The 22733-nt window shown below is 72.9% G+C and carries 16 protein-coding genes and 1 pseudogene; 11 read left to right on the top strand and 6 right to left on the bottom strand.

Annotated features, from left to right (window positions below):
• From IH00_RS0106240 to IH00_RS0106215, 6 genes are all read left to right on the top strand, one after another.
• A partial coding sequence (locus tag IH00_RS0106240) for an Rne/Rng family ribonuclease (protein ID WP_031070438.1) occupies positions 1–3405 on the top strand: 3405 nt, incomplete at its 5' end.
• Between the two features lie 378 nt (positions 3406–3783).
• Complete coding sequence (locus IH00_RS0106235; RefSeq protein ID WP_031070436.1) at positions 3784–4905, top strand: DegT/DnrJ/EryC1/StrS family aminotransferase; 1122 nt, start codon at positions 3784–3786, stop codon at positions 4903–4905.
• Positions 4902–5924 (top strand): Gfo/Idh/MocA family protein, encoded by a 1023-nt coding sequence (locus IH00_RS0106230; protein WP_031070435.1) that lies wholly within the window; start codon positions 4902–4904, stop codon positions 5922–5924. Before IH00_RS0106235 ends, IH00_RS0106230 begins: the two co-directional genes overlap by 4 nt.
• Positions 5914–7509, top strand: coding sequence for a glycosyltransferase (locus tag IH00_RS0106225; protein ID WP_052411192.1), 1596 nt, complete (start codon positions 5914–5916; stop codon positions 7507–7509). Before IH00_RS0106230 ends, IH00_RS0106225 begins: the two co-directional genes overlap by 11 nt.
• A complete protein-coding gene (locus IH00_RS0106220; RefSeq protein WP_031070431.1) occupies positions 7493–9124 on the top strand; it encodes a glycosyltransferase family 2 protein in 1632 nt (543 codons plus the stop codon). The genes IH00_RS0106225 and IH00_RS0106220 overlap by 17 nt, the downstream gene beginning before the upstream one ends.
• The gene (locus tag IH00_RS0106215) at positions 9121–10404 is read left to right on the top strand and encodes a nucleotide sugar dehydrogenase (RefSeq protein ID WP_031070429.1); all 1284 of its coding nucleotides are present in this window, start codon (positions 9121–9123) and stop codon (positions 10402–10404) included. The genes IH00_RS0106220 and IH00_RS0106215 overlap by 4 nt, the downstream gene beginning before the upstream one ends.
• Positions 10405–10500: 96 nt before the next feature.
• Here IH00_RS0106215 and IH00_RS0106210 read toward each other — a convergent pair whose 3' ends face one another.
• Positions 10501–12999 (bottom strand): glycosyltransferase, encoded by a 2499-nt coding sequence (locus IH00_RS0106210; RefSeq protein WP_031070428.1) that lies wholly within the window; start codon positions 12997–12999, stop codon positions 10501–10503.
• Positions 13000–13221: 222 nt separating this feature from the next.
• Here IH00_RS0106210 and IH00_RS0106205 point away from each other — a divergent pair, with 222 nt between their 5' ends.
• Positions 13222–14547 (top strand): glycosyltransferase family protein, encoded by a 1326-nt coding sequence (locus tag IH00_RS0106205; RefSeq protein ID WP_078887592.1) that lies wholly within the window; start codon positions 13222–13224, stop codon positions 14545–14547.
• Positions 14544–16673, top strand: a complete 2130-nt coding sequence (locus IH00_RS0106200) for a glycosyltransferase (RefSeq protein WP_031070424.1) — start codon at positions 14544–14546, stop codon at positions 16671–16673. Before IH00_RS0106205 ends, IH00_RS0106200 begins: the two co-directional genes overlap by 4 nt.
• Positions 16674–16737: 64 nt before the next feature.
• Here the strand turns inward: IH00_RS0106200 and IH00_RS45005 are convergent, their stop codons facing one another.
• The 5 genes and pseudogenes from IH00_RS45005 to IH00_RS0106180 all read right to left on the bottom strand — a co-directional run bounded on the left by IH00_RS45005 (position 16738) and on the right by IH00_RS0106180 (position 20140).
• A complete protein-coding gene (locus IH00_RS45005) occupies positions 16738–17955 on the bottom strand; it encodes a glycosyltransferase family 39 protein (protein ID WP_031070421.1) in 1218 nt (405 codons plus the stop codon).
• 261 nt (positions 17956–18216) lie between these two features.
• Complete coding sequence (locus IH00_RS0106190) at positions 18217–18819, bottom strand: acyltransferase (protein WP_031070420.1); 603 nt, start codon at positions 18817–18819, stop codon at positions 18217–18219.
• Between the two features lie 183 nt (positions 18820–19002).
• The gene (locus IH00_RS43265) at positions 19003–19410 is read right to left on the bottom strand and encodes a hypothetical protein (protein WP_052411191.1); all 408 of its coding nucleotides are present in this window, start codon (positions 19408–19410) and stop codon (positions 19003–19005) included.
• Positions 19411–19442: 32 nt separating this feature from the next.
• Positions 19443–19613, bottom strand: a pseudogene (locus IH00_RS43845) (dolichol-phosphate mannosyltransferase); the annotation flags it as partial.
• A 47-nt stretch (positions 19614–19660) separates the two neighbouring features.
• Complete coding sequence (locus tag IH00_RS0106180) at positions 19661–20140, bottom strand: hypothetical protein (protein WP_158827698.1); 480 nt, start codon at positions 20138–20140, stop codon at positions 19661–19663.
• Positions 20141–20375: 235 nt separating this feature from the next.
• Between IH00_RS0106180 and rplU the strand changes: the two genes are divergently transcribed.
• The 3 genes from rplU (at position 20376) to obgE (ending at position 22517) form a co-directional block, all read left to right on the top strand.
• Complete coding sequence (rplU, locus tag IH00_RS0106175) at positions 20376–20696, top strand: 50S ribosomal protein L21 (protein WP_031070416.1); 321 nt, start codon at positions 20376–20378, stop codon at positions 20694–20696.
• 14 nt (positions 20697–20710) lie between these two features.
• Positions 20711–20965 (top strand): 50S ribosomal protein L27, encoded by a 255-nt coding sequence (gene rpmA / locus IH00_RS0106170; RefSeq protein WP_031070415.1) that lies wholly within the window; start codon positions 20711–20713, stop codon positions 20963–20965.
• 115 nt (positions 20966–21080) lie between these two features.
• Complete coding sequence (obgE, locus tag IH00_RS0106165; RefSeq protein WP_031070413.1) at positions 21081–22517, top strand: GTPase ObgE; 1437 nt, start codon at positions 21081–21083, stop codon at positions 22515–22517.
• Positions 22518–22733 lie beyond the last annotated feature (216 nt).

Below are 22733 nucleotides of genomic sequence, written 5' to 3'. Positions count from 1 at the left end.
CCGGCCGGCCCGCCGAAGGCCGCCGAGGCCCCGCAGGAGCCGGCTGTCGCCGAGCAGCCCGCCGCCGTCCAGGCCGAGGCCGAGGCCGTCGCCGAGCAGCCTGCCGCCGAGGCGCCGCGCGGCCGTACCCGCCGCCGTGCCGTCCGCCAGGCGACCGCGCCCGCCGTCCCGCCGATGCCGGACGAGGAGGCCGTCGCCGAGGAGGGCGAGGCCCTGCCCGCCGGCACCGTCGCGCAGATCGCCGCCGACGAGGAGCACGTCGCCGCCGCCGAGAAGGCCGCCTCCCGCGGGCGCACCCGCCGCCGCGCCGCCGCTCCCGAGTTCACCACCGACCCCGGGCACAAGACGGAGCGCCGCCGGGCCACCCGCCCCGCGGTGCCGGTGTTCCAGGCTCCGGTCTTCGCCGAGCCGATGTTCCAGACCCCGGAGACGGCCGCCGCCGCTGCCGCCGCACAGGCCGCGGGCCGGCGGGACGAGGAGGAGGCCCCGGCCGCCGAGGCCCCCGAGCCGGTCGAGACCGGCGGCCGTCGCCGCCGTCGCCGCCGGGGCGAGCCCGCCGAGCAGCCCGTCGAGGCGGTCGAGGCAGTGGAGCCGGCCGAGGCCGAAGAGACCGAGGCGACCCGCGAGGCGGAGGAGCCCGAGGAGGCCGAGGAGACCGAGGCCGAGGCCGGCGCCGCCGAGGAGGGCGAGGAGTACGAGGACCGGCCGTCCCGTCGCCGCCGCCGTGGTGGCCGCCGCCGCCGTCGTGGCGAGTCCGCCGAGTCCGCCGAGGGGGACGAGACGGACGAGGCCGAGTCCGCCGAGGACGAGGCGGAGGAGGAGCCGGAGGGCGAGGACGAGGAGCACGAGGGCGGGACCCCGTCCGCCGCCGGTACCAGCAGCTCGCGCCGCCGCCGTCGCCGGCGCCGTCGCAGCGGTGACGCCGGCGAGGCGGAGGCCGCCGAGGAGGACGGCGTCCGTACGGTCGTCAAGGTCCGCGAGCCGCGCCCCGCGCGCGAGAAGGCGGAGCCGTCCGACGAGGTGCAGTCCATCAAGGGTTCGACCCGCCTGGAGGCGAAGAAGCAGCGCCGCCGCGAGGGCCGGGAGCAGGGCCGCCGCCGCGTGCCGATCATCACCGAGGCGGAGTTCCTGGCGCGCCGCGAGGCCGTCGAGCGCGTGATGGTCGTCCGCCAGAGCGGCGAGCGCACCCAGATCGGCGTCCTCGAGGACAACGTGCTCGTCGAGCACTACGTCAACAAGGAGCAGGCCACCAGCTACGTCGGCAACGTCTACCTGGGCAAGGTCCAGAACGTCCTGCCGTCCATGGAGGCCGCGTTCGTCGACATCGGCAAGGGCCGCAACGCCGTCCTGTACGCCGGTGAGGTGAACTTCGAGGCGCTCGGCATGGCCAACGGGCCGCGCCGCATCGAGACCGCGCTCAAGTCCGGCCAGTCCGTCCTCGTCCAGGTCACCAAGGACCCGATCGGTCACAAGGGCGCCCGCCTGACCAGCCAGGTCTCGCTGCCCGGCCGCTATCTGGTCTACGTGCCCGAGGGCTCGATGACCGGCATCAGCCGCAAGCTGCCCGACACCGAGCGCGCCCGGCTGAAGACCATCCTCAAGAAGATCGTCCCCGAGGACGCGGGCGTCATCGTGCGCACCGCCGCCGAGGGCGCGAGCGAGGACGAGCTGCGCCGTGACGTCGAGCGGCTCCAGGCGCAGTGGGAGGACATCCAGAAGAAGGCGAAGGGCGGCAACGCCCCCACCCTCCTCTACGGTGAGCCGGACATGACCGTCAGGGTCGTCCGCGACATCTTCAACGAGGACTTCTCCAAGGTCATCGTCAGCGGCGACGAGGCGTGGCAGACCATCCACGGCTACGTGTCGCACGTCGCGCCCGATCTGGCGGACCGGCTCCAGCGCTGGACCTCCGAGACCGACGTGTTCGCGACCTACCGGATCGACGAACAGCTGATGAAGGCGCTGGACCGCAAGGTCTGGCTGCCGTCCGGCGGCTCGCTGGTGATCGACAAGACCGAGGCGATGGTCGTGGTCGACGTCAACACCGGCAAGTTCACCGGCCAGGGCGGCAACCTCGAGGAGACCGTCACCAGGAACAACCTGGAGGCGGCCGAGGAGATCGTGCGCCAGCTGCGACTGCGCGACCTGGGCGGCATCGTCGTCATCGACTTCATCGACATGGTGCTGGAGTCCAACCGGGACCTGGTGCTGCGGCGCCTGCTGGAGTGCCTTGGCCGGGACCGTACGAAGCACCAGGTCGCCGAGGTCACCTCGCTGGGTCTGGTCCAGATGACCCGCAAGCGGGTGGGCCAGGGCCTGCTGGAGTCCTTCTCCGAGACCTGCGTGCACTGCAACGGCCGCGGCGTGATCGTCCACATGGAGCAGCCGACCACCGCGGGTGGCGGCGGCAACGGCGGCAAGCGCGCCAAGAAGCGGGGCCGCGCCGCCGACGCCGAGGCCGTCGAGGCCCCGGCCGCCGCACTGGCCGTGACCGAGCCCGAGCCCGAGGTGGAGGCCGAGACCGAGGCCGAGGTGGCGGCGGAGGTCGCCGCGCCGGTCGCGGTGGAGGAGCCGTTCCGCCCGGACGAGGAGCTCTACTCCAGCGTCGCCGAGGCCGAGGCCGCGGCGTCCCGTGGACGCGGCCGCCGCCGGGCCACCCGCAAGGCCACCGCTCCGGCCGGCGCCCCGCGCGCCGCGCAGGAGCCCGCTCCGCAGCCGGCGCTCGCCGAGGTGGCGCCGGAGCCCGTCGAGGTGGAGGCGGTCCCGGCCGTCGTCACCGCGGCCGAGGAGGAGGCCCCGAAGGGCCGTACGCGCCGCCGGGCCACCCGCAAGGCGACGGCCCCGGCCGGCGCCCCCAAGGGTGCCGAGGAGGCCGCGGCCGAGGCCGTCGCCCCCGCCGCGCCGCAGCAGCAGGCCGAGGCCGTCGCCCCGGAGCAGCCGGCCGGGCCGGCCGCGCCGGAGCAGCAGCCGGAGGCGGCCCCGGCCGAGGAGCCGGCCGCCGTGGAGGAGGCCCCCGTGGCCGCTCCGCCGCGCGCCCGTCGCCGGGTCGTGCGCAAGGTCACGGCTCCCGCCGGCTCCCCGACCGGTGCCGACGAGGCCGCGGTCGTCGTGGTGAAGGCCACGCCGGCCCCGGCCGAGGCCCCGCAGGACGGGTCCGGCGACACGGCCGCGGCGGGCGACACGGCCGGGGAGGCCGGGGCGCCGGCCAAGAAGGCGGCTCGCAAGACCGCCAAGAAGGCCACGGCCAAGAAGGCGGCCACCACCAAGAAGACCGCCGCGGCGAAGAAGACGGCGGCGAAGAAGACGACCGCCAAGAAGGCCACCACCAAGAAGGCGACAGCCAAGAAGACCGCCGCGGCCGAGCAGTCCACGGCGCCTTCCGTGACGGCTGTCACGGACAGCTGACGGCCGGCCGCCGGAGCCGGGCAACGCCTCCCGGCTGACGGCTGAACAGTTGGTGTGCACCGATGGAACGTTCCGTGTTCCGCCCCGGGATTACCCTGGGCGGAACCGGGATTTCGTTTCGGAATCGATGCCTCCTTCCGTTAACGGCCCCGAAATTGACCAGGAAATTCCTGATAATGTGACGCCGGTCGCTGCCGTGGGCGGGCCCCGCCCGGAGACTACGGCCGGTGACCGACCCGGTTCCGGGACAAGACCGGTCCCAGCAATCCTCGGTAGGGCGTCGGCATCGCGCCGGAGGGGTACGCGCGGCCTCGAGAGACGTCCGCACACCCCAGACCTCTGCCACAAAGAGCTCTTGCGGTGTTCAAGGAGGACTCCATGCCGAGCATCAACGAGCAGCCCATCCCCGCTGCCCGCCCGGTCATCGGTGAAGATGAGATCGAGGCCGCGGTACGCGTACTGCGCACCGGCCGCGTCGTCCAGGGCCCCGAGGTGGCGGCCTTCGAGGAGGAGTTCTCCGCGCTGGTGGACGGCCGGCACTGCGTCGCCGTCAACTCCGGCACGTCGGCGCTCCACCTGCTGCTCCTGGCGATGGGCATCGGCCCCGGCGACGAGGTGATCGTCCCGTCGTTCTCCTTCGCCGCCTCGGCGAACGCGGTCCGCCTGGTCGGCGCCGACGTGGTCTTCGCGGACATCGAGCCGGGCAGCTTCAACCTGGACCCGGCCGCCGTCGAGGCCGCCATCACCCCGCGCACCGCCGCGATCATGCCGGTCCACCTGTACGGCCACCCCGCCGCGATGGACAAGATCATGGCGATCGCCGGCCGGCACAAGCTCGCCGTCGTCGAGGACGCCTGCCAGGCCCACGCCGCGGCGCTGAACGGCACCCCGGTCGGCGCCTTCGGCACCGGCGGCACCTTCAGCTTCTACCCGACGAAGAACATGCACTCCCTCGAGGGCGGCATGATCTCCACCGGTGACGCCGAGATCGCCCGCACCCTGCGCCTGCTGCGCAACCAGGGCATGGAGCAGCGGTACGCCAACGAGATCGTCGGCGCCAACATGCGCATGACCGACGTGGCCGCCGCGGTCGGCCGCGTCCAGCTGGCGAAGCTGAACGGCTGGACCGAGCAGCGGATCGCCAACGCCGCGTACCTCAGCGAGCACATCACCGCGGCGGGCATCGTGACCCCGCCGGTCGCCGAGGGCGCGCGCCACATCTACCACCAGTACACCGTCCGGGTGCAGGGCGGTGACCGCGACGCCGTGATGGCGAAGCTCACCGAGGCGGGCGTCGGCAACGCCGTCTACTACCCCACCCCGATCCACCGTCTGAAGCCCTACTGGGAGCCGGACCAGAAGGCCGGCCGGAACTGGGACCTGCCCGAGACGGAGAAGGCCGCGGCCGAGGTCGTCTCGCTGCCCGTCCACCCCTCGCTGACCCAGAACGACCTGGAGCGCATCGTCACCGCCGTGAACGCGCTGGGAGAGAACCTGTGACTGCTGCTGGACTGCGGGCCGGTCTGATCGGCCTCGGCTCGATGGGACGCCACCACGCCCGCGTACTGGCGGGGCTGGACGGCGTACAGCTCGTCGGCGTCGTCGACCCGATGGGTGACAAGAACGGCTGGGCCCAGGGCGCACCCGTCCTGTCCACCGTCGAGGAACTGATCTCGCTCGGCATCGACTACGCCGTCGTGGCCTGCCCGACCGCGCTGCACGAGGAAGTCGGCCTGAAGCTGGCCGACGCCGGCGTGCACGCGCTGATCGAGAAGCCGGTCGCGGACACCGTCGAGGGTGCCCGCCGGCTCGTCGAGGCGTTCGAGGCGCGCGGCCTGGTGGCCGGCGTGGGCCACATCGAGCGCTGCAACCCGGCGCTGCGCAGCCTGCGCTCCCGGCTGGAGGCCGGCGAGCTGGGCGACGTCTACCAGGTCGTCACCCGCCGCCAGGGTCCCTTCCCGCACCGCATCGCGGACGTCGGCGTGGTCAAGGACCTCGCGACGCACGACATCGACCTGACCGGCTGGGTCACGGGCCAGGAGTACCGGTCCATCGCCGCCCACACGGTGTCGAAGTCGGGCCGCCCGCACGAGGACATGGTCTCGGCCGTCGGCCAGCTGTCCGACGGCACGATGGTCAACCACCTGGTGAACTGGCTCAGCCCGCTGAAGGAGCGATTCACCTCCGTCACGGGTGAGAAGGGCTGCTTCATCGCCGACACCCTCACCGCCGACCTCACCTTCTACTCGAACGCCGCCGTGGCCACCGAGTGGGAGGCGCTGCGCGCGTTCCGCGGGGTCTCCGAGGGCGACATGATCCGCTACGCCATCCCGAAGCGGGAGCCGCTCCTCGTCGAGCACGAGCTGTTCCGCGACGCGGTCCTCGGCGAGTCGCACGACATCTGCACGCTGCGCCAGGGTCTGCGTACGGTGGAGGTGGCCGCCGCGGTCCTCGAGTCGGCCTCCCGCGGTACCACCGTCACCCTCCCGGCCCAGGACCGGACGGACCATGTCGCCTGACACCTCCGAGAACACGCCCGGCAGTCCGCAGCGTGCCCGCAGGGGCACGCGCGGACGGATCGTCATGCTCGTCGACAACGGCGTGCACGGCGACTCCCGGGTGCAGAAGCAGGCGAGCTCAGCGGCGGCGGCCGGCTGGGACGTCATCCTGCTCGGCAAGCTGACCGGCAAGGAGGAGTCCGACACCTGGATGATCGGCGACGCCGAGGTCCGGCTCATCCGGGTGAAGTCGAAGATGTCGACCCGCCCGAAGGACCTGCGGGGCGCGCCGCTGCGCCGGCCGCTCGCGTACTCCTCCGACCGCGTCGCCGACTTCCGCCGCCAGCAGGTCAAGGCGTGGCGCGCGGACCTGCGCGTGCGCGGCGACGCGCTGAAGGCCGGTGAGGCGAGCTCGCCGCTCGGCCCGGCCGCCGCCAAGGCATGGCTGACCGTCCCGCGCGTGGCGGCGAAGGCGACCTCCCGCTGGGTGTCGCTGCGCACCCGGGAGACGCGCAAGCTGCGCAACATCCGCCGGACCCGCTCCGCCGCCCTGGACCGGGCGACCACCGCCTTCTGGCTGACGACCATGGGCGAGCGCGCCTGGCGCCGGCTCGACCCGGGCGTGTGGGACTTCGAGCTGGCGTACGGGCCCGTCATCGACGAGCTGAAGCCGGACATCATCCACGCCAACGACTTCCGCATGCTCGGCGTCGGCTCGCGCGCCAAGCTGCGCGCCCGCGCCGCCGGCCGCAAGGTCCAGCTGGTGTGGGACGCCCATGAGTTCCTCCCCGGCGTGCGCTCCTGGGCCAACCAGCGCAAGCTGCCCGCGATGGTGGCGTACGAGCGGGAGCACGCGAAGTACGCCGATGCGGTGATGACCGTCTCCGGCGGCCTCGCCGACCTGCTGCAGAAGTCGCACAAGCTGCGCGAGCGCCCCGCGGTGGTGCTCAACGCGCCGGACGCGGCGGCCACCTCGCGCTTCACCGACGAGCCGGTGCCGGACATCCGCGGCCTGTGCGGGATCGGCCCGGACGTGCCCCTGCTGGTCTACAGCGGTCTGGCGGCCCGTCAGCGCGGCCTCGGCATCATGGTCGAGGGCCTGCCGGAGCTCCCCGAGGCGCACGTGCTGTTCGTGGCGTCCAGCCCGGAACTGCCGTACGTCAAGGAGCTCATGGCGCGCGCCGAGGAGCTCGGCGTGGCCGACCGGGTGCACGCCCTGCCGTACGTACCGCACTGGCAGGTCGTGCCGTTCCTGTCCGGGGCGGACGTCGGCGTCATCCCGATCCACCACTGGCCGAACCACGAGATCGCGCTGATCACGAAGTTCTTCGAGTACTCGCACGCCCGGCTGCCGCTGGTGGTCAGCGATGTGAAGACGATGGCCGAGGTGACCCGGGAGACCGGCCAGGGAGAGGTCTTCCGGGCCGAGGACGTCACCGACTACGTGCGCGCCGTGCGCGCGGTGCTCGCCGACCCCAAGCGGTACACCGCCGCCTACGAGGTCGAGGGCAGGCTCGACGAGTGGACCTGGGAAGCCCAGGCCAAGGTTCTCGATTCGGTCTACACCCGACTGATGCAGGGAGCGGGGGATGGCAGGAACCCCTGACGTCAGTGTCGTCGTCGCCGTCTACAACACCATGCCCTACCTCACCGAGTGCCTGAACTCCCTCCTGGGACAGAGCATCGGGCGGGACCGGCTGGAGATCGTGGCGGTCGACGACGGTTCCACCGACGACAGTGGCCGCGAACTCGACAGGTTCGCGGAGCAGTACCCGGACACCGTCAAGGTCATCCACCAGGAGAACTCCGGTGGCCCGGCCGCGCCCAGCAACCGGGCGCTGGACGTGGCCACCGGCCGGTTCGTCTACTTCATCGGCTCCGACGACTACCTGGGCGAGCAGGCGCTGGAGCGGATGGTGGCCTGCGCCGACGAGCACGGCTCGGACATCGTCGTCGGCAAGATGGTCGGCACCAACGGCCGCTACGTCCACCAGGCGCTCTACAAGAAGAGCGACCCGGACGTCAGCCTGTACGACTCGGCGCTGCCGTTCACGCTGGCCAACACCAAACTGTTCCGGCGCGAGCTGGTCGAACAGCACAAGCTGCGCTTCCCGGAGGACATGCCGGTCGGCTCCGACCAGCCCTTCACCATCGAGGCGTGCGTACGGGCCCGCAAGATCTCCGTCGTCGCCGACTACACCTGCTACTACGCGGTCAAGCGCGGTGACGCGTCGAACATCACGTACCGCGCGAACCACCTCGCCCGACTGCACTGCGTCAGCGAGATCATGCGGCACGCGGCCGGCCTGATCGAGGCGGGGCCGAAGCGTGACGCGGTCTTCCAGCGCCACTTCACCTGGGAGCTCGCCAAGCTCGTCCAGGAGGACTTCCCCTCCCTGGACCGCGAGACCCAGGTCCAGCTGTGCGCGGGCATCGCCCGCCTCGCCGACACCTACTTCACCGACGCGATCCGCGACAAGCTGGACGTGAAGCGGCGCGTACGGATCGGGCTCGCCCAGCGCGGCGCCGTCGACGAGCTGGTCCGGGCCATCGCCGACGAGACCGAGCACGGCCCGCCGCCGTTCCTGCTGGAGGACGGCCGGGCCTTCGCCCGCTACCCGGGTTTCCGCGACGCCCGCCTCGGCCTGCCCGACCGGCTCTTCGAGGTCATCGCCGAGGCCGTGCCGAGGCAGCTGGCCGCCGGCACGGAGCTGCTCTCCGCCGAGTGGGACCAGAGCGGCGACGACATGGCGGTCCGCCTCGCGGTACGGATCCCCGTGACCGGTGAGACCGGTTCGGCCGTGCTCCGCCTGGCCGCCAAGGCGATGCCCAAGAGCGCCGACAAGCCCGGCGGACGCCGGCTGCCCGTGGGCACCGATCTGCCGGCCCCGGCCGGCGAGCCGTCCCGCGAGCCGACGGCCGACGGCACCGGCACGGTGCTCCACGCCCGGATCCCCGTCGAGCCGCACCGGGCCAAGCTCGGTGTCCGCGCGTACGTGGACGTGGCAGGCTCGGTGTACGAGATCCCGGTCCCGGTCCGTGGCCGGCCGCTTCCCCTGGCCCGGCGCTGGCGGGAGCGGATCCCGTACCGCATCTCGGCCAACGCCAACGCCAAGGGGCGGCTGGTGATCACCACGGCTCCGCTCTGGGAGCCCCCGCTCGGCGTGGGCAAGCGACTGCGCCAATTGATGTCCCGTGTGAAGAGGAAACTGACCCGATGAATATCTGTGTAGTCGCGCTCGGCAAGATCGGCCTGCCGCTCGCCGTGCAGTTCGCCGTCAAGGGCCACAAGGTCATCGGCGCCGACGTCAACGAGAAGGTCGTCGAGCTGGTCAACGCCGGCACCGAGCCCTTCCCGGGCGAGCACGACCTGGACCGGCTGCTCAAGCAGACCGTCGGCGCCGGGCTGCTGTCCGCGACCACCGACACCACCGCCGCCGTCGCCCAGTCCGACGCCGTCGTGGTCGTCGTCCCGCTGTTCGTGGACGCCGAGGGCACCCCGGACTTCGGCTGGATGGACGCCGCGACCAAGGCGATCGCCAAGGGCCTCAAGCCCGGCACCCTGGTCTCGTACGAGACGACCCTGCCGGTCGGCACCACCCGCACCCGCTGGGCGCCGATGCTGGAGGAGGGTTCCGGCCTGACGGCCGGCGAGGACTTCCACCTGGTCTTCTCCCCGGAGCGGGTGCTCACCGGCCGCGTCTTCGCCGACCTGCGCCGCTACCCCAAGCTCGTCGGCGGCATCGACGAGGCGTCCACCCGTCGCGGTGTGGAGTTCTACGAGCAGGTCCTCGACTTCGACGACCGCACCGACCTGCCGCAGCCGAACGGCGTGTGGGACCTGGGCACGGCCGAGGCCTCCGAGCTGGCCAAGCTCGCCGAGACCACGTACCGCGACGTCAACATCGGCCTGGCGAACCAGTTCGCCCGGTTCGCCGACCAGAACGGCATCGACGTCAAGAAGGTCATCGAGGCCTGCAACTCGCAGCCCTACAGCCACATCCACCAGCCGGGCATCGCCGTCGGCGGCCACTGCATCCCGATCTACCCGCGGATGTACCTGTGGAACGACCCGGAGGCGACCGTCGTGCGCTCGGCCCGTGAGGCCAACGCCGCGATGCCGGAGTACGCCGTGGACCTGCTGGCCGCCGCCTACGGCGACCTGACCGGCGTCAACGTGCTCGTGCTGGGCGCCGCCTACCGCGGTGGCGTCAAGGAGACCGCCTTCTCGGGCGTCTTCCCGACCGTCGAGGCGCTCAAGGCGCGCGGCGCGGTGCCGTTCGTCTCCGACCCGATGTACACGGCCGACGAGCTGGAGGCGCACGGCCTGACCGCGCACCGCGGCGAGAAGGTCACCGCCGCGATCCTCCAGGCGGACCACGCCGAGTACCGCACGCTGACCCCGGCGGACCTGCCCGACGTCACCGTGCTGGTCGACGGCCGCCGCACCACCGACCCGGCCGCCTGGCAGGGCGTGCGCCGCGTCGTCATCGGCGGCTGACACCGCCTCCGTACGCGTACGGCACGAGGCGGCGGCCCCTCGCGGGAGGGGGCGCCGCCTCTTCGCGTACGTGCCGGGCGCCGTGGAGCAGGACCGCTACTGCAGGAAGTCCGCCAGTACCGCCGCCGTGCGCGTGCCGTCGTGGTACTTCCGGGCGAACCGCGCCGAGCGCTCGCCCAGGCGCGCCGTGCCGTCCCGGTCGTCCAGCAGCGACTCCAGCGCCTCCCGCAGCGTGTCCGGTGTGGCGTTCACCACCGGGTTGTCCTCGCCCAGGGTCGCGGCGACCGTCTCCGTCAGGTAGGCCACGACCGGCTTGCCCGCCGCCATGCCCTCGCAGGCGAACGTGCCGTAACTGCCGATCGCGAACTGGTCCACCACGATGTCCGCGTCCTTGACCAGCTCCCGCATCTCGGTCCAGTCGACCTGCTCGGCCAGCCGGAACTCGATCACGCCCCGGTCGTCCAGCTCCCGCAGCACCGGCAGAGCCCGGTCCGTGCCCTTCGTCCACCGCTTCGACGGCGCGTGCAGCACCACCGGGCGCCGCCGCTCCATCACCGGCCGGTCGCAGGCGAACGCGTCCACGTCCACCACCAGCGGGGCCCACGTGGCCGACGGCAGGTCGTCCAGCAGGTCCGGGGTGGTGACGAAGGCCGGCAGCCCGAACCGCTCGGCCGTGGCGCGGTTGCGCTCGGCGACCTTGGTCAGCCGGTCCACCATGCCGTCCGGGGCGTCGTGGAAGAGGGAGTGCGCGACCCGGTCCATGTGGTGCAGCGGGTGGCGGATCTCGCTGCCGTGCGCCAGCAGCGCCACCTTGATGCTGGTGCGCAGCAGCGCGGGCAGGTCGTCCTCCAGGTGGCTGCCGTTGAGCCGCCCCAGCACCGGCAGGAAGGCGTCCGCGATCACATGCGTGTAGTTGCGGAAGACCCGCTCGGCCTGCTCCAGCATCACCGTCAGCCGGCCGAGCTTGGAGCTGTCGAGGTACACGTCCGCCGGGTAGTTGAACGTCCCCGGCGCCGTCGCCATGAACACCTGCGCCGACACGTCGGGCCGGCTGCGGCACACCGCGTGCGCGAAGGAGGCGAGCTGGCCCGCGTAGTTCGCCGGGCCCATGCCCAGGCGGACGGGCGTCTGCCGCGTCAGCGGCGTCCACGTCGGCACCGGCCGCGCGGGCCGGGCGCCGGCCTTGGGCACGGGGACGGGCTCGCCGTCCCAGCCCAGCTCCGGGCGCGGGGTCAGCGCCGGGCCCCCGCCGAGCTTCCGGTACAGCGCCAGCAGCGGCGCCACCCGGTGCTCCCAGGTGTGGGCGCGCCGCTCCTCGGCCGATGGCCGCCGCCCCGGGTCCACCGCCCCCGCGACCGCCTTCGCGAACGCGGCCGGGCCCTGCCCGCACGCGCTGACGACCGGCAGCCCGGCCTGCACGTACCACGCGCTCAGCCGGTCGCGCGCCGGCTCGTCGGCCGTCGCGCAGCCGCAGCCCGCGACCGCCGCGTCGGCGGACGCCAGATAGGCGTGGGCGAGCCCGGGCAGCGCCGGCGGCGGGGTGTGCACCCGGTCCCGCACGTCCTGCTTGTCGGCGAGCGCGAGCACCGCGTCCGGCACCGGGTCGGGGGACACCAGCGCCAGATGGTGGTCCGGCAGCTGGGCCAGCGCCGCGAACACCGTCTCCAGCTGGTGGCCGGAGAGGTCGCCCGCGTACACCCACAGCGGCCCCGCGCCGTACAGCCCGCACAGGTTGCGCACGGCGGGCAGCGGGCCGCGCCCGTCGGCGGGGGCGGGCGCGGGCGGCGCCTCCGGGACGAGCAGGACGTCACCCGGCGCGGAGGCGGCCAGCCGCCCGGTCGCCGCGGTCAGCGCGTCGGCCCGGCCGGTGAACTCCCGCTCCAGCGCACGGTAGGCGCTCTCCCGGCGCTCCGGCGTGTACTCCGTCTCCTCGGTCGGCGCGGAGATCTCGTACACCCAGCGCGTGCGCACCCCCTGCGCCCGCAGGCGGGCGGAGCTGAGGGCGGCGGTGGCCAGCAGCGAGATGTCATGGACGTGGACGACGGCCGGCCGCAGCTTCTCCAGCTCCGCGCCGAGCGCCAGGTCGAGGTCGAGGAGCTCCGGCCAGTCCGTGCGCCAGTCGCCGGTCGGGCCGCCCGCCGTCAGGTCGCGGCGGCGCTCCCACCGGTAGACGCGCATCCGCATCCGGTGCGCCTCGCGCCGCATCCGTATCCACGCCTTGGCGCCCTGGCGGGCGGGCGCGCCCAGCGAGCCCGCGCGGGCCGTGGACTGGCGGACCCAGGCGCCGTGTCCGGCGTGGAAGCGGCTGAGCTGCTCCGGGTCGGTCAGCCCGTACTGGGTGATCATGCGGCGCAGGCGGTGGCCCTTGGCGCGCAGGGCGGCCCGCTCCCGCAGAGCGGTGCCGACGGGGACGCGCACGAGGTTGACGCGCCCGAGGGAGGACTCCTCCACGTCGTCGGCCGCGCCGGGTGAGAGGATCGTGACGTCCCACCCGTCCCGCGCCGCCGCGACCGCCATGCGTCCCGTTCGGGAATCGACGGCGACGTCGGTGCCGGCCAGAAAGACCAGCCGGGCCGTTTGAGCGGACTGCGGCATCACTGTTCTCCCGAGGAATATGTCTCGCCCGGTGGTGGCGGTGGGGGGCTGCCGGCAGCGGCCTTCCAGGGTCGTCCGGGGGAAACCGAGCGGCCCCTCGGCCGTGGTCGGCGCGCAATCCCGCCATGCTAGCGTTTTCGGGTGTCTACCATCCCTGCTCCCAAGCATGTGATCTACCTGGCGATCGGGTTCCCACCCGCGGCCAAAAGCTGCGCCTACCGGATGCGCGAAACAGCGAACCAGTTCATCGCACAGGGCTGGGACGTGACGGTGGTGACCATCGCCGACGAGTCCTGGGAGCGGGACTTCGGCCTCGACCACACGCTCTCCGAGCGGGTCGACCCGCGCGTGCGCATCGTGAAGCTGCCGCTGGTCCGCGAGGACCTGGAGACCGACATCCGGAAGTTCTCCGAGGACCGTGCGCTGCGCCCGGTCCAGTGGGCCGCCGCGTACCGCAAGAAGGGGATGAAGGACTTCCCCGAGCCGATCTACGGCGGCTGGAAGGCCGACCTCGAGCGGGCCGTCACCCGGATCCACCAGGACAGGCCGGTCGACCTGGTGCTCGCCACCTGCGTGCCGTACGTCAACATGGCCGCCGCCCTGCACCTGTGGGAGACCGCCCGCGTCCCGTACGCCATCGACTTCCGCGACGGCTGGTCCGTCGACGTCATCGGCGGCGGCGAGGCCTTCACCCCGGACTCGTTCTCCGGGCAGTGGGAGCGCAAGGTCCTGGAGAACGCGCTGTCGCTGTGGCTGGTCAACGACCCCATCGCCGAGTGGTACCGCGAGCGCCACCCCGACCTGGCCCACCGCATCCACGTCGTGCGCAACGGCTACGACGAGGACAGCGTGCCCGCCGCGACCCGCACGCCCGACCCCGAGGCCGGCCTGGTCTTCGGCCACCTCGGCGTGGTCACCTCGCCGCCCCGCATCCTGCGCGCCGTCCTCGACGGCTGGGAGCTCGCCCGGCAGCGCGACCCGCTGGTGGCCCGCTCCCGCCTGGAGATCCGCGGCCAGATCGGGTCCGGCGCGGCCCGCGAGGCCAACGCCCACATGGAGATGATTCGCCAGGCCCAGGCCCAGGGGCAGGCGGTGTCCTTCGGCGGACCCGCCCCCAAGGCCGAGGTGCCCGACATCTTCGCGAGCTGGGACGTCCTGCTGCTGATGATCATGGGCGGCAAGTACATGACGTCCGGCAAGGTGTACGAGTACGCGGCCACCGGCCTGCCGGTGATGTCCGCGCACGCGGTGGAGCACGACGCCACCACCGTCATGACCGGGCACCCGCTGTGGACCGGCGCCTTCGGCTTCGACGTGGAGGCGCTCGCCGCCGCCTACTCCAGCGCCGCGAAGATCGCCGTCGAGGCCACCGACGAGGACCGGGCCGCCGCCAGGAAGCACGCCGCGCAGTACGCGCGGTCGGCCCAGATGGGACCCGCGGTACGCCGCCTGATCGCCCAGGCCGACCCGGCCGTCACGGAACCGGGGGAATCCGGAGTCACGTCTCCGTCCTCGAGCACGCACGAGGTGGAGGACCTCTCGGCATGACGCACGTACTCCTGATCGCGGGCGCCCTGCCGCAGCCCGCGGTCCTCAAGGCATCGCTGGAGAAGTTCCGCGCCGCGGGCGCCACCGTCGAGCTGGTGGGCCTGTTCGCCACCGGGGACATCGAGCCGGGACTCGGCCTGGGCGGGCTGCGCTCGCTGACCGAGGCGGCCGCCGAGCGCGGCCCCGTCTTCGAGAAGCGCGTCGCCAAGCTCTCCGGGCCGCGCCGGATCTGGGCCTGCATAGAGCAGGACCGCCAGGTGCGCCGGTTCGGACGCCGCGCCCAGGTGCTCGTCGCCCTGGACGCCCCGGCCGTGTACGCGGTGTGGCGCCTGGCCCAGCGCAACCGGCGGGCCGACGCCGTCTTCGGCATCGCCCCCGCCCTCAAGGCCCTGGAGGCCCGCCGCGAGCGCCCCGTCCACTACGCCCTGCGCGACGCCGCGCGCAGCGTGCCGTCCCCGGTCGTCGCCGCCCGCTCCACCCGGCGGGCCGCCCGGCGGGGCGCGGGTGCCGCCCTGCGCCGCGCCTCCTCCCCGGCCGTGATGCGCACCGCGCTCGGCGCGAAGGCGTGGCGCACCGCGGTCGTCGCACCCAAGGTGCCGGACCGGCTGCGCGCCAAGCTGGCCCGCCGCGTCTCCACGAGCATGGCGAAGGGCGGCCGCAAGGCGGGCGCCACCATGGTCCTCAACGCGGCCGCCCAGCGCACCGCCAGCCAGGCACTGCGCGCCGACCTGCTCGCCGAGGCCGCCCGCGCCGACCTGGCGCGCGGCCACGACGACCCGGCGCTGCGCGCCACCGCCTGCAAGGCGGCGCTCGCCCTCGCCGACCAGCGCTACCAGCAGGGCGACGCGAAGGGCGCGGCCGCCGCACTGTCCTCCGCGCTGACCCTCGCCTTCCACCGGTCGATCCACTTCGACCGGCTGACCTCGCCGCTCGCCGCGGACCCGGCCGGCTACCTGGCGCCGTTCCGCGCCTCGGCCGCCTTCCGGGCGCTCGGCGCGCCCCGGGGCCGTACGCGGCCCGCCGCCCCGGCGCCCGCCGGCCGGCCCCTGCGGCTGCTGGTCACCACGTACTCCAACGCCAACTTCCTGCAGCCGATCCGCGACCGGTACGCCGACCACCCGGGCGTCGAGATCCGTTTCCTCGACCTCAAGGACGACGAGACGCTGCGGCCGCTCGCCAAGGGCGGGCAGCGGATGATGGAGTACGCGCTGGGCGGGCAGAAGGCGTTCGGCGACCAGGTCGAGGCGGCGCTGCGCCCGCACCTGGACTGGGCGGACACCGTCTTCGTCGACTGGTGCACCAACGCCGCCGCGCTGTTCACCCTGGCCGACCCGGGCACGACCCGGATCGTCGTACGGCTGCACAGCTACGAGGCGTTCACCTTCTGGCCGCACCTGGTGGACACCTCCCGCGTGGACGACATGGTCTTCGTCGGTGACCACCTGCGCGACCTCGTCGTCGAGACCGTGCCGCGGCTCGCCGAACCGGGCGGCCCGGGCCTGCACGTCATCGCCAACGCCATGGACCTGGAGCGCTTCCAGCGCGACAAGGACAGCGGCGACATCCGCTTCACCCTCGGCCTGGTCGGCGTGAGCGCCGTCGCCAAGGACCCGCGCTGGGCCCTGGAGGTGCTGCGGCTGCTGCGGGAGCGCGACGAGCGCTACCGTCTCGTCGTCATCGGCAACGGCCTGGACCGCAAGGCCAGTCCGGCCGCCCGCGCCTACGACGACCTGCTGCAGAAGGACCTCGCCGAGCTCGCGGACGCCGTCGAGCTGGTCGGCCGCACCGAGGACGTGCCCGGGGCGCTGACCCGGGTGGGCGTGATACTCAGCTCCTCGGTCCGCGAGAGCTTCCACTGCGGGCTCGTCGAGGGCGCGGTCAGCGGTGCGCTGCCGGTCGTGCGCGACTGGCCGTTCTTCGCCGACAAGGAGAACGGCGCGCGGACCCTCTTCCCCGCCGACTGGGTCGTCGGCTCGGAGCGCGAGGCCGCGGACCGGATCCTGGCCATGACCGCCTCCGAGGAGGACTGGCGCGAGGCGACGGCCGCGGCGGCGAAGCACTCGCTGGCGACCTGGGACTGGTCGGTGATCAGCCCGCAGTTCGACCGCTTGCTGCTCGGCGACTGAGACACGGCGACAGGGCCGAAGGCCTGGGCTCCGCGGAGCCCGGGCCTTCGGCGTTCCCGCTCCCTCAGGGCGAGTGGTCGGAGACGGTCAGCAGGTAGATCCCGTACGCGTTCGATATCAGCGCCGCGCCTGTCAGGAGGGTGCACACCACCGCCGGACGCGCCCGGGCCAGCGGCTTCGCCAGGGGGATCAGCAGGACGAAGGCGGGGATCAGGAACCGGGCCTTGGAGTGGAAGTACCCGGCGCAGCCGACGGTGATCAGCACGATCAGCGTGGCGTGGATCAGCAGCGGCGCCGGCAGCCGTTGCAGGTGGCAGACCACCAGCAGGACCACGGCCATGGTGATCGTCGCCGCGATCACCACCGAGTCCAGGAGCACCGTCTGCTGCGTGAAGACCTGCGTCATCCGGTGCAGGGTGAACCTGCCCCCGTCGAACGACGTCCCCCAGCGCTCCTGCACCCGCAGGTAGCCGTCCCAGCGCCCGGCCCGGTACCCCACCCAGCCGAACCAGAACAGCCATCCCAGCGGAGCCAGCACCACCGCCGCCACCGGGCGCGCCACCTGCCGCGGTCCCTGCCCGGCCGGTCCTGCGGGCCGCCGCTCCGACCACAGCGCCCACAGGGCGCACAGCACCACCGTGGCGGCGACGGCAGCGCCCGGCGGGCGCGTCAGCCCCGCCAGCACGGCCAGCACCCCGGCCGTGATCCAGCGGCGCGTCAGCACCGCGTACAGCGCCCAGGCGGCGATCGCCGTGAAGAGGGCCTCGGTGTACGCCATGGACTCCACCACGGCGTGCGGCACCAGGCCCCACAGCACGACCGTGACGAGCCCGGCCCGCCGCCCGGCGACCCGCTCCACGACGGCGTACACGCCCCAGGCGGCGGCCAGCGACGCCGCGACCGCGATGAGCCAGGCGGCCCACTGCGCGGACAGCGGCGTCAGCGCGGTCACCGTGCGGATCATGCCGGGGTACAGCGGGAAGAACGCGTAGCGGCACAGCTCACCCTGCACGGGGCAGGTCGCCGGATAGCCCTCCTCCGCGATCAGCACGTACCAGGTGGTGTCGTACCTGCCGGCCAGCAGCTGCAGCACGGTCCGGTCGGTGTGCGGCAGGATCACCAGCACGCCGACCGTCCTGACCAGGGCGTACAGGGCCAGCGCGGGCCACGCGCGCCGCGCGGCGCCGGCGAGTACCGGTCCTGGCCCCCTCGGCCGTGCCGTACCGGTCGCGGGCGGGCGCGGGGACGGGGACACCCTCGTGCGGGGCTGAACCTGTGACATCCTCACGTACTTTCTTGCGTCCGTGGACGGGTCGTCGCAAAGAGGAAGATTCACCTTGAACGCGGCGCGGTTGCGTGCCGTGGGGAAGATTGTGCCGCCGCCACCCCGGCGCACGGCGGTCCGGCCCCGCGCACCGCGTGTTGACGGGCCGTCCGCGCGAGCGGGACCCGGGTACGAGCGGGACCGGGGCACGGCGAAGCGGCCGGCTCCCGTCGATCCGGAGCCGGCCGCCGATGCGCCGGGTGCCCTGCGTGGCGCGCCCTACGCGGTGCGCTCCGCCAGGGCGCCGTCCTTCTCGTCGTACAGCGCGCCCGTCTGCGGGCACTCCCACACGCCCGGCTCGCCGTCCCGCTCCACCAGCCGCACGCCGGCCCGGCCGACCCAGCCGATCTGCCGCGCCGGGACACCCACGACCAGCGCGAAGTCGGGGACGTCCTTGGTGACGACCGCGCCCGCGGCGACCATCGCCCAGCGGCCGACGCGCACCGGCGCCACGCACACCGAGCGCGCCCCGAGCGAGGCGCCCTCGGCGACCTTCACGCCGACGGCCTCCCAGTCGCCCCCGCGCTTCTGCTTTCCCTCGGGGTCGACGGAGCGCGGGTTGTGGTCGTTGGTGAGCACGACCGCCGGACCGACGAAGACGCCGTCCTCCAGCTCGGCCGGCTCGTAGACGAGGGCGTAGTTCTGGAGCTTCACGTTGTTGCCGATGCGTACGCCGGTGCCCACGTACGCACCGCGGCCGATCACGCAGCCCTCGCCGAGCTTCGCTCCCTCGCGGATCTGCGCGAGCTCCCACACGCTGCTCCCGGCGCCGATCTCGGCGGTGTCGGCGACCTGGGCGGTGGGCTGGACCCTGTAGTTCACGTCACTGTCTCTTTCCGGTGCGTCGGCTTCGCCGTGAGCATACGTGGCAGTGTCCACGCGTCGGATTTCACGGGGAGCGCTGCCATACCAGCATGAGGTAGACACCGTAAGCGCTGGACAGCATGGTGCTGGCCGCGAGCAGGGTGTACGCCGTCCGGGGGCGTGTCCTTGCGAGGGCCTGGGCTACCGGGAGGAGCAGCGGAAAGGCCGGCAGCAGGAACCGTGCTTCGGAGTGGAGTAACCTTCCCCACCCACCGCGATGAGCAGGAGCACCCCGGCGTAGATCAGGAGAGCGGGGTGCTGCCGCTGCTGGACGCAGAGGACGAACAGCACCACCGCGCTGATGATCGTGGCGGCCACTACGACGGTGTTCAGTGTGAGGGACCGCTGCAGGAAGATGTCCGCGATCCGGTGGAAGGTGAAGCGGCCGCCGTCGAAGGCGCTGCCCCACTTCTCCTGCACCTGGAAGTATCCGCGCCAGTCACCCGCCCGGTACCCGACCCAGGCGAACCACGCGCACCAGCCCAGCGGCGCGACGAGGACGGCGACGAGGAGGGGCCGGTACGGTGAACGCGTACTTGCACAAGGCACCCTGCACGACGCATTCGTTCGCCCTCGGTGCCGCGGGCGAGGTCCACCTGGAAGCAGTACCCCTGGGAGGCGGCGCGCTCCATGCCGATTCCTTCCAGCGTCCGGCGCCGGAACGCCCGGTACCCGCCCGTGACGTCACGCATGGGCACACCGAGCGGGAGCCGCGAGTACAGGCTTCCACCGCGCGAGAGGAACTCGCGTGTCCACCGGCCGCTGAAGACGGCGTACGCGGTTCCCGCGTCCCAGGGCGCTATAGCCGCGCTCTCTCTTCGTACGTGACGCACACCGTCCACTCCAGCGCCAGCCAACTGCTCCAGCCGGAACTGTCCGACGGAGGCAGGAAGAACCGGCAGACCTTCGCGTACGGGAGGGGCACCGATCGACTCACCCGATCCCTGTGGGACATCCAGGGTTCCACCTCCGGACCGGCCAAGGAATCGAACCACTCGTACGACCAGGTCGGCCACGTGCTGCCGATCGCGGACACGGCGGGCACCGGCACGCCGGACACGCAGCCGCTGCGGCGCTCCCGCTCGGCGCCCCGGCGCGTCGCGGCCGGCGGCGCACGGGCCGGGCCGTGGTGGCCGGCGGCCGCGGCCGTCAGGGCGGCACCGAGCGCGGGGCCGGCCAGGGCGTCGAGGGGAACCGCCTCGTCGGGCGGCAGGCCGGCGCCGGTGGAGGGGGCGTGGCGCAGCGGGCGGGGCAGGGTGATCAACGAGCGCAGGGGCACGGTCCGTATCGAACCCCGCCGCCGGGCGCGGCGGGTCACCCCTGGCCGGTTTGACCCGCACGGAGCAGGACCGTAATCTTGACCGTCGGCGTGTTTCCATGCGCGCCAACTCCTGAGCACCCACCCCCGGGCCCCGCCCGGGGAGGCCGTTCATCCATCCGGACAGTCACGGACCCGCCGGTCCGTGCGAGCGGCTGGCGTCAGGGGTTTCCGTTCCGAGCGAGGAGAGATCCGCGTGTACGCCATCGTGCGCAGCGGTGGTCGCCAGCACAAGGTTGCTGTCGGCGACATCGTTGAGGTTGACAAGATTTCCACTGCCAAGGTTGGCGACACGGTCGAGCTCTCGACCCTGCTCGTTGTCGACGGCGACTCCGTGACCAGCGACCCGTGGGTGCTGGCCGGCATCAAGGTCCAGGCCGAGGTCGTGGACCACCACAAGGGCGCCAAGATCGACATCCTGCGCTACAAGAACAAGACCGGCTACCGCCGTCGTCAGGGCCACCGCCAGCAGTACACGGCGATCAAGGTCACGGCGATCCCGACGGCTGCGAAGTAAGGGACTGAGGAGACATGGCACACAAGAAGGGCGCATCGTCCACCCGGAACGGTCGCGACTCCAACGCTCAGCGGCTCGGCGTGAAGCGCTTCGGCGGTCAGGTCGTCAACGCCGGTGAGATCCTGGTCCGCCAGCGTGGTACCCACTTCCACCCCGGTTCGGGCGTGGGCCGTGGCGGCGACGACACGCTGTTCGCGCTGCAGGCCGGTGCCGTGCAGTTCGGCACGCACCGTGGTCGCAAGGTCGTGAACATCGTTCCGGCTGCCTGATCCACTTTCGCGGAGGCGGACCTCACTTCCCGTTCGGGAAGCGGGTCCGCCTTTCGCTTGTTGCACCGAAGACATATCCGTACACGTACGACCTACGTAACTGGAGGCACAGGACATGACCACCTTCGTGGACCGCGTCGAGCTGCATGTCGCCGCGGGTAACGGAGGCCACGGCTGTGCCTCCGTCCACCGTGAGAAGTTCAAGCCGCTCGGCGGCCCCGACGGGGGCAACGGCGGGCGCGGTGGCGATGTGATCCTGGTCGTCGACCAGTCGGTCACCACGCTGCTGGACTACCACCACTCGCCGCACCGCAAGGCGACCAACGGCAAGCCCGGCGAGGGCGGAAACCGCTCCGGCAAGGACGGCCAGGACCTGGTCCTGCCGGTGCCGGACGGCACGGTCGTGCTGGACCGCAGCGGCGAGGTGCTCGCCGACCTGGTCGGCCAGGGCACCACGTACGTCGCCGCCCAGGGCGGCCGCGGCGGCCTCGGCAACGCCGCACTGGCCTCCGCGCGCCGCAAGGCCCCGGGCTTCGCGCTGCTGGGCGAGCCGGGTCACGCCGACGACATCGTGCTGGAGCTGAAGACCGTCGCCGACGTGGCGCTGGTCGGCTACCCCAGCGCCGGCAAGTCGTCGCTGATCTCGGTGCTCTCCGCCGCCAAGCCGAAGATCGCGGACTACCCGTTCACGACCCTCGTGCCCAACCTGGGCGTGGTGACCGCCGGCTCGACCGTCTACACGATCGCGGACGTGCCCGGTCTCATCCCGGGCGCCAGCCAGGGCCGCGGCCTCGGCCTGGAGTTCCTGCGGCACGTCGAGCGCTGCTCGGTGCTGGTGCACGTCCTGGACACGGCGACGCTGGAGTCCGACCGCGACCCGGTCTCCGACCTCGACGTCATCGAGGAGGAGCTGCGGCAGTACGGCGGCCTCGACGACCGTCCGCGGCTCGTCGTCCTCAACAAGATCGACATCCCGGACGGCAAGGACCTCGCGGACATGATCCGCCCGGACCTGGAGGCGCGCGGCTACCGCGTCTTCGAGGTGTCGGCCGTGGCCCGCACCGGTCTGAAGGAGCTGTCCTTCGCGCTGGCCGACATCGTCGCGAAGGCGCGTGCGGCCAGGCCGAAGGAGGAGGCCACCCGGATCGTCATCCGCCCGAAGGCGGTCGACGACGCCGGCTTCACGGTCACGCGCGAGGAGGACGGGCTGTACCGGGTGCGCGGCGAGAAGCCGGAGCGCTGGGTGCGGCAGACGGACTTCAACAACGACGAGGCCGTCGGGTACCTCGCGGACCGCCTCAACCGCCTCGGTGTCGAGGACGAGTTGATGAAGGCGGGCGCCCGCGCGGGTGACGGCGTGGCGATCGGCCCCGAGGAGAACGCGGTCGTCTTCGACTGGGAGCCCACGATGATGGCGGGCGCGGAGATGCTCGGCCGCCGCGGCGAGGACCACCGCTTCGAGGCGCCGCGTCCCGCGGCTCAGCGCCGCAAGGACCGCGAGGCCGAACGCGACGAGGCCCAGCGCGAATTCGAGGGCTTCGACCCCTTCTAGTCCCTCGGTCGACGTTCTCGGCCCGGCGTCCCACGGCCCCCGGCGGGTTCTCCCCGCCGGGGGCCGCTGCGTGCGTCCGGCCTCCGCAGAGGTGGCGGCGGTGGTTTCGGGCCGGCCGGCGGGGACGACCCGTACCCCCGGTGGGCGACACGCCCAGGCGCCGGAGGGTTGACAAACCCAAATTGATACCCGTTCGAGCGCAACCTATGCCGTCGA

The sequence above is a fragment of the Streptomyces sp. NRRL S-118 genome (genome assembly GCF_000716335.1).
In the GTDB taxonomy this organism is placed as follows: Bacteria; Actinomycetota; Actinomycetes; order Streptomycetales; family Streptomycetaceae; genus Streptomyces.
The sequence above is the reverse complement of the archived record's forward strand: the minus strand, read 5'-3'. Positions and strand labels throughout refer to the sequence as shown.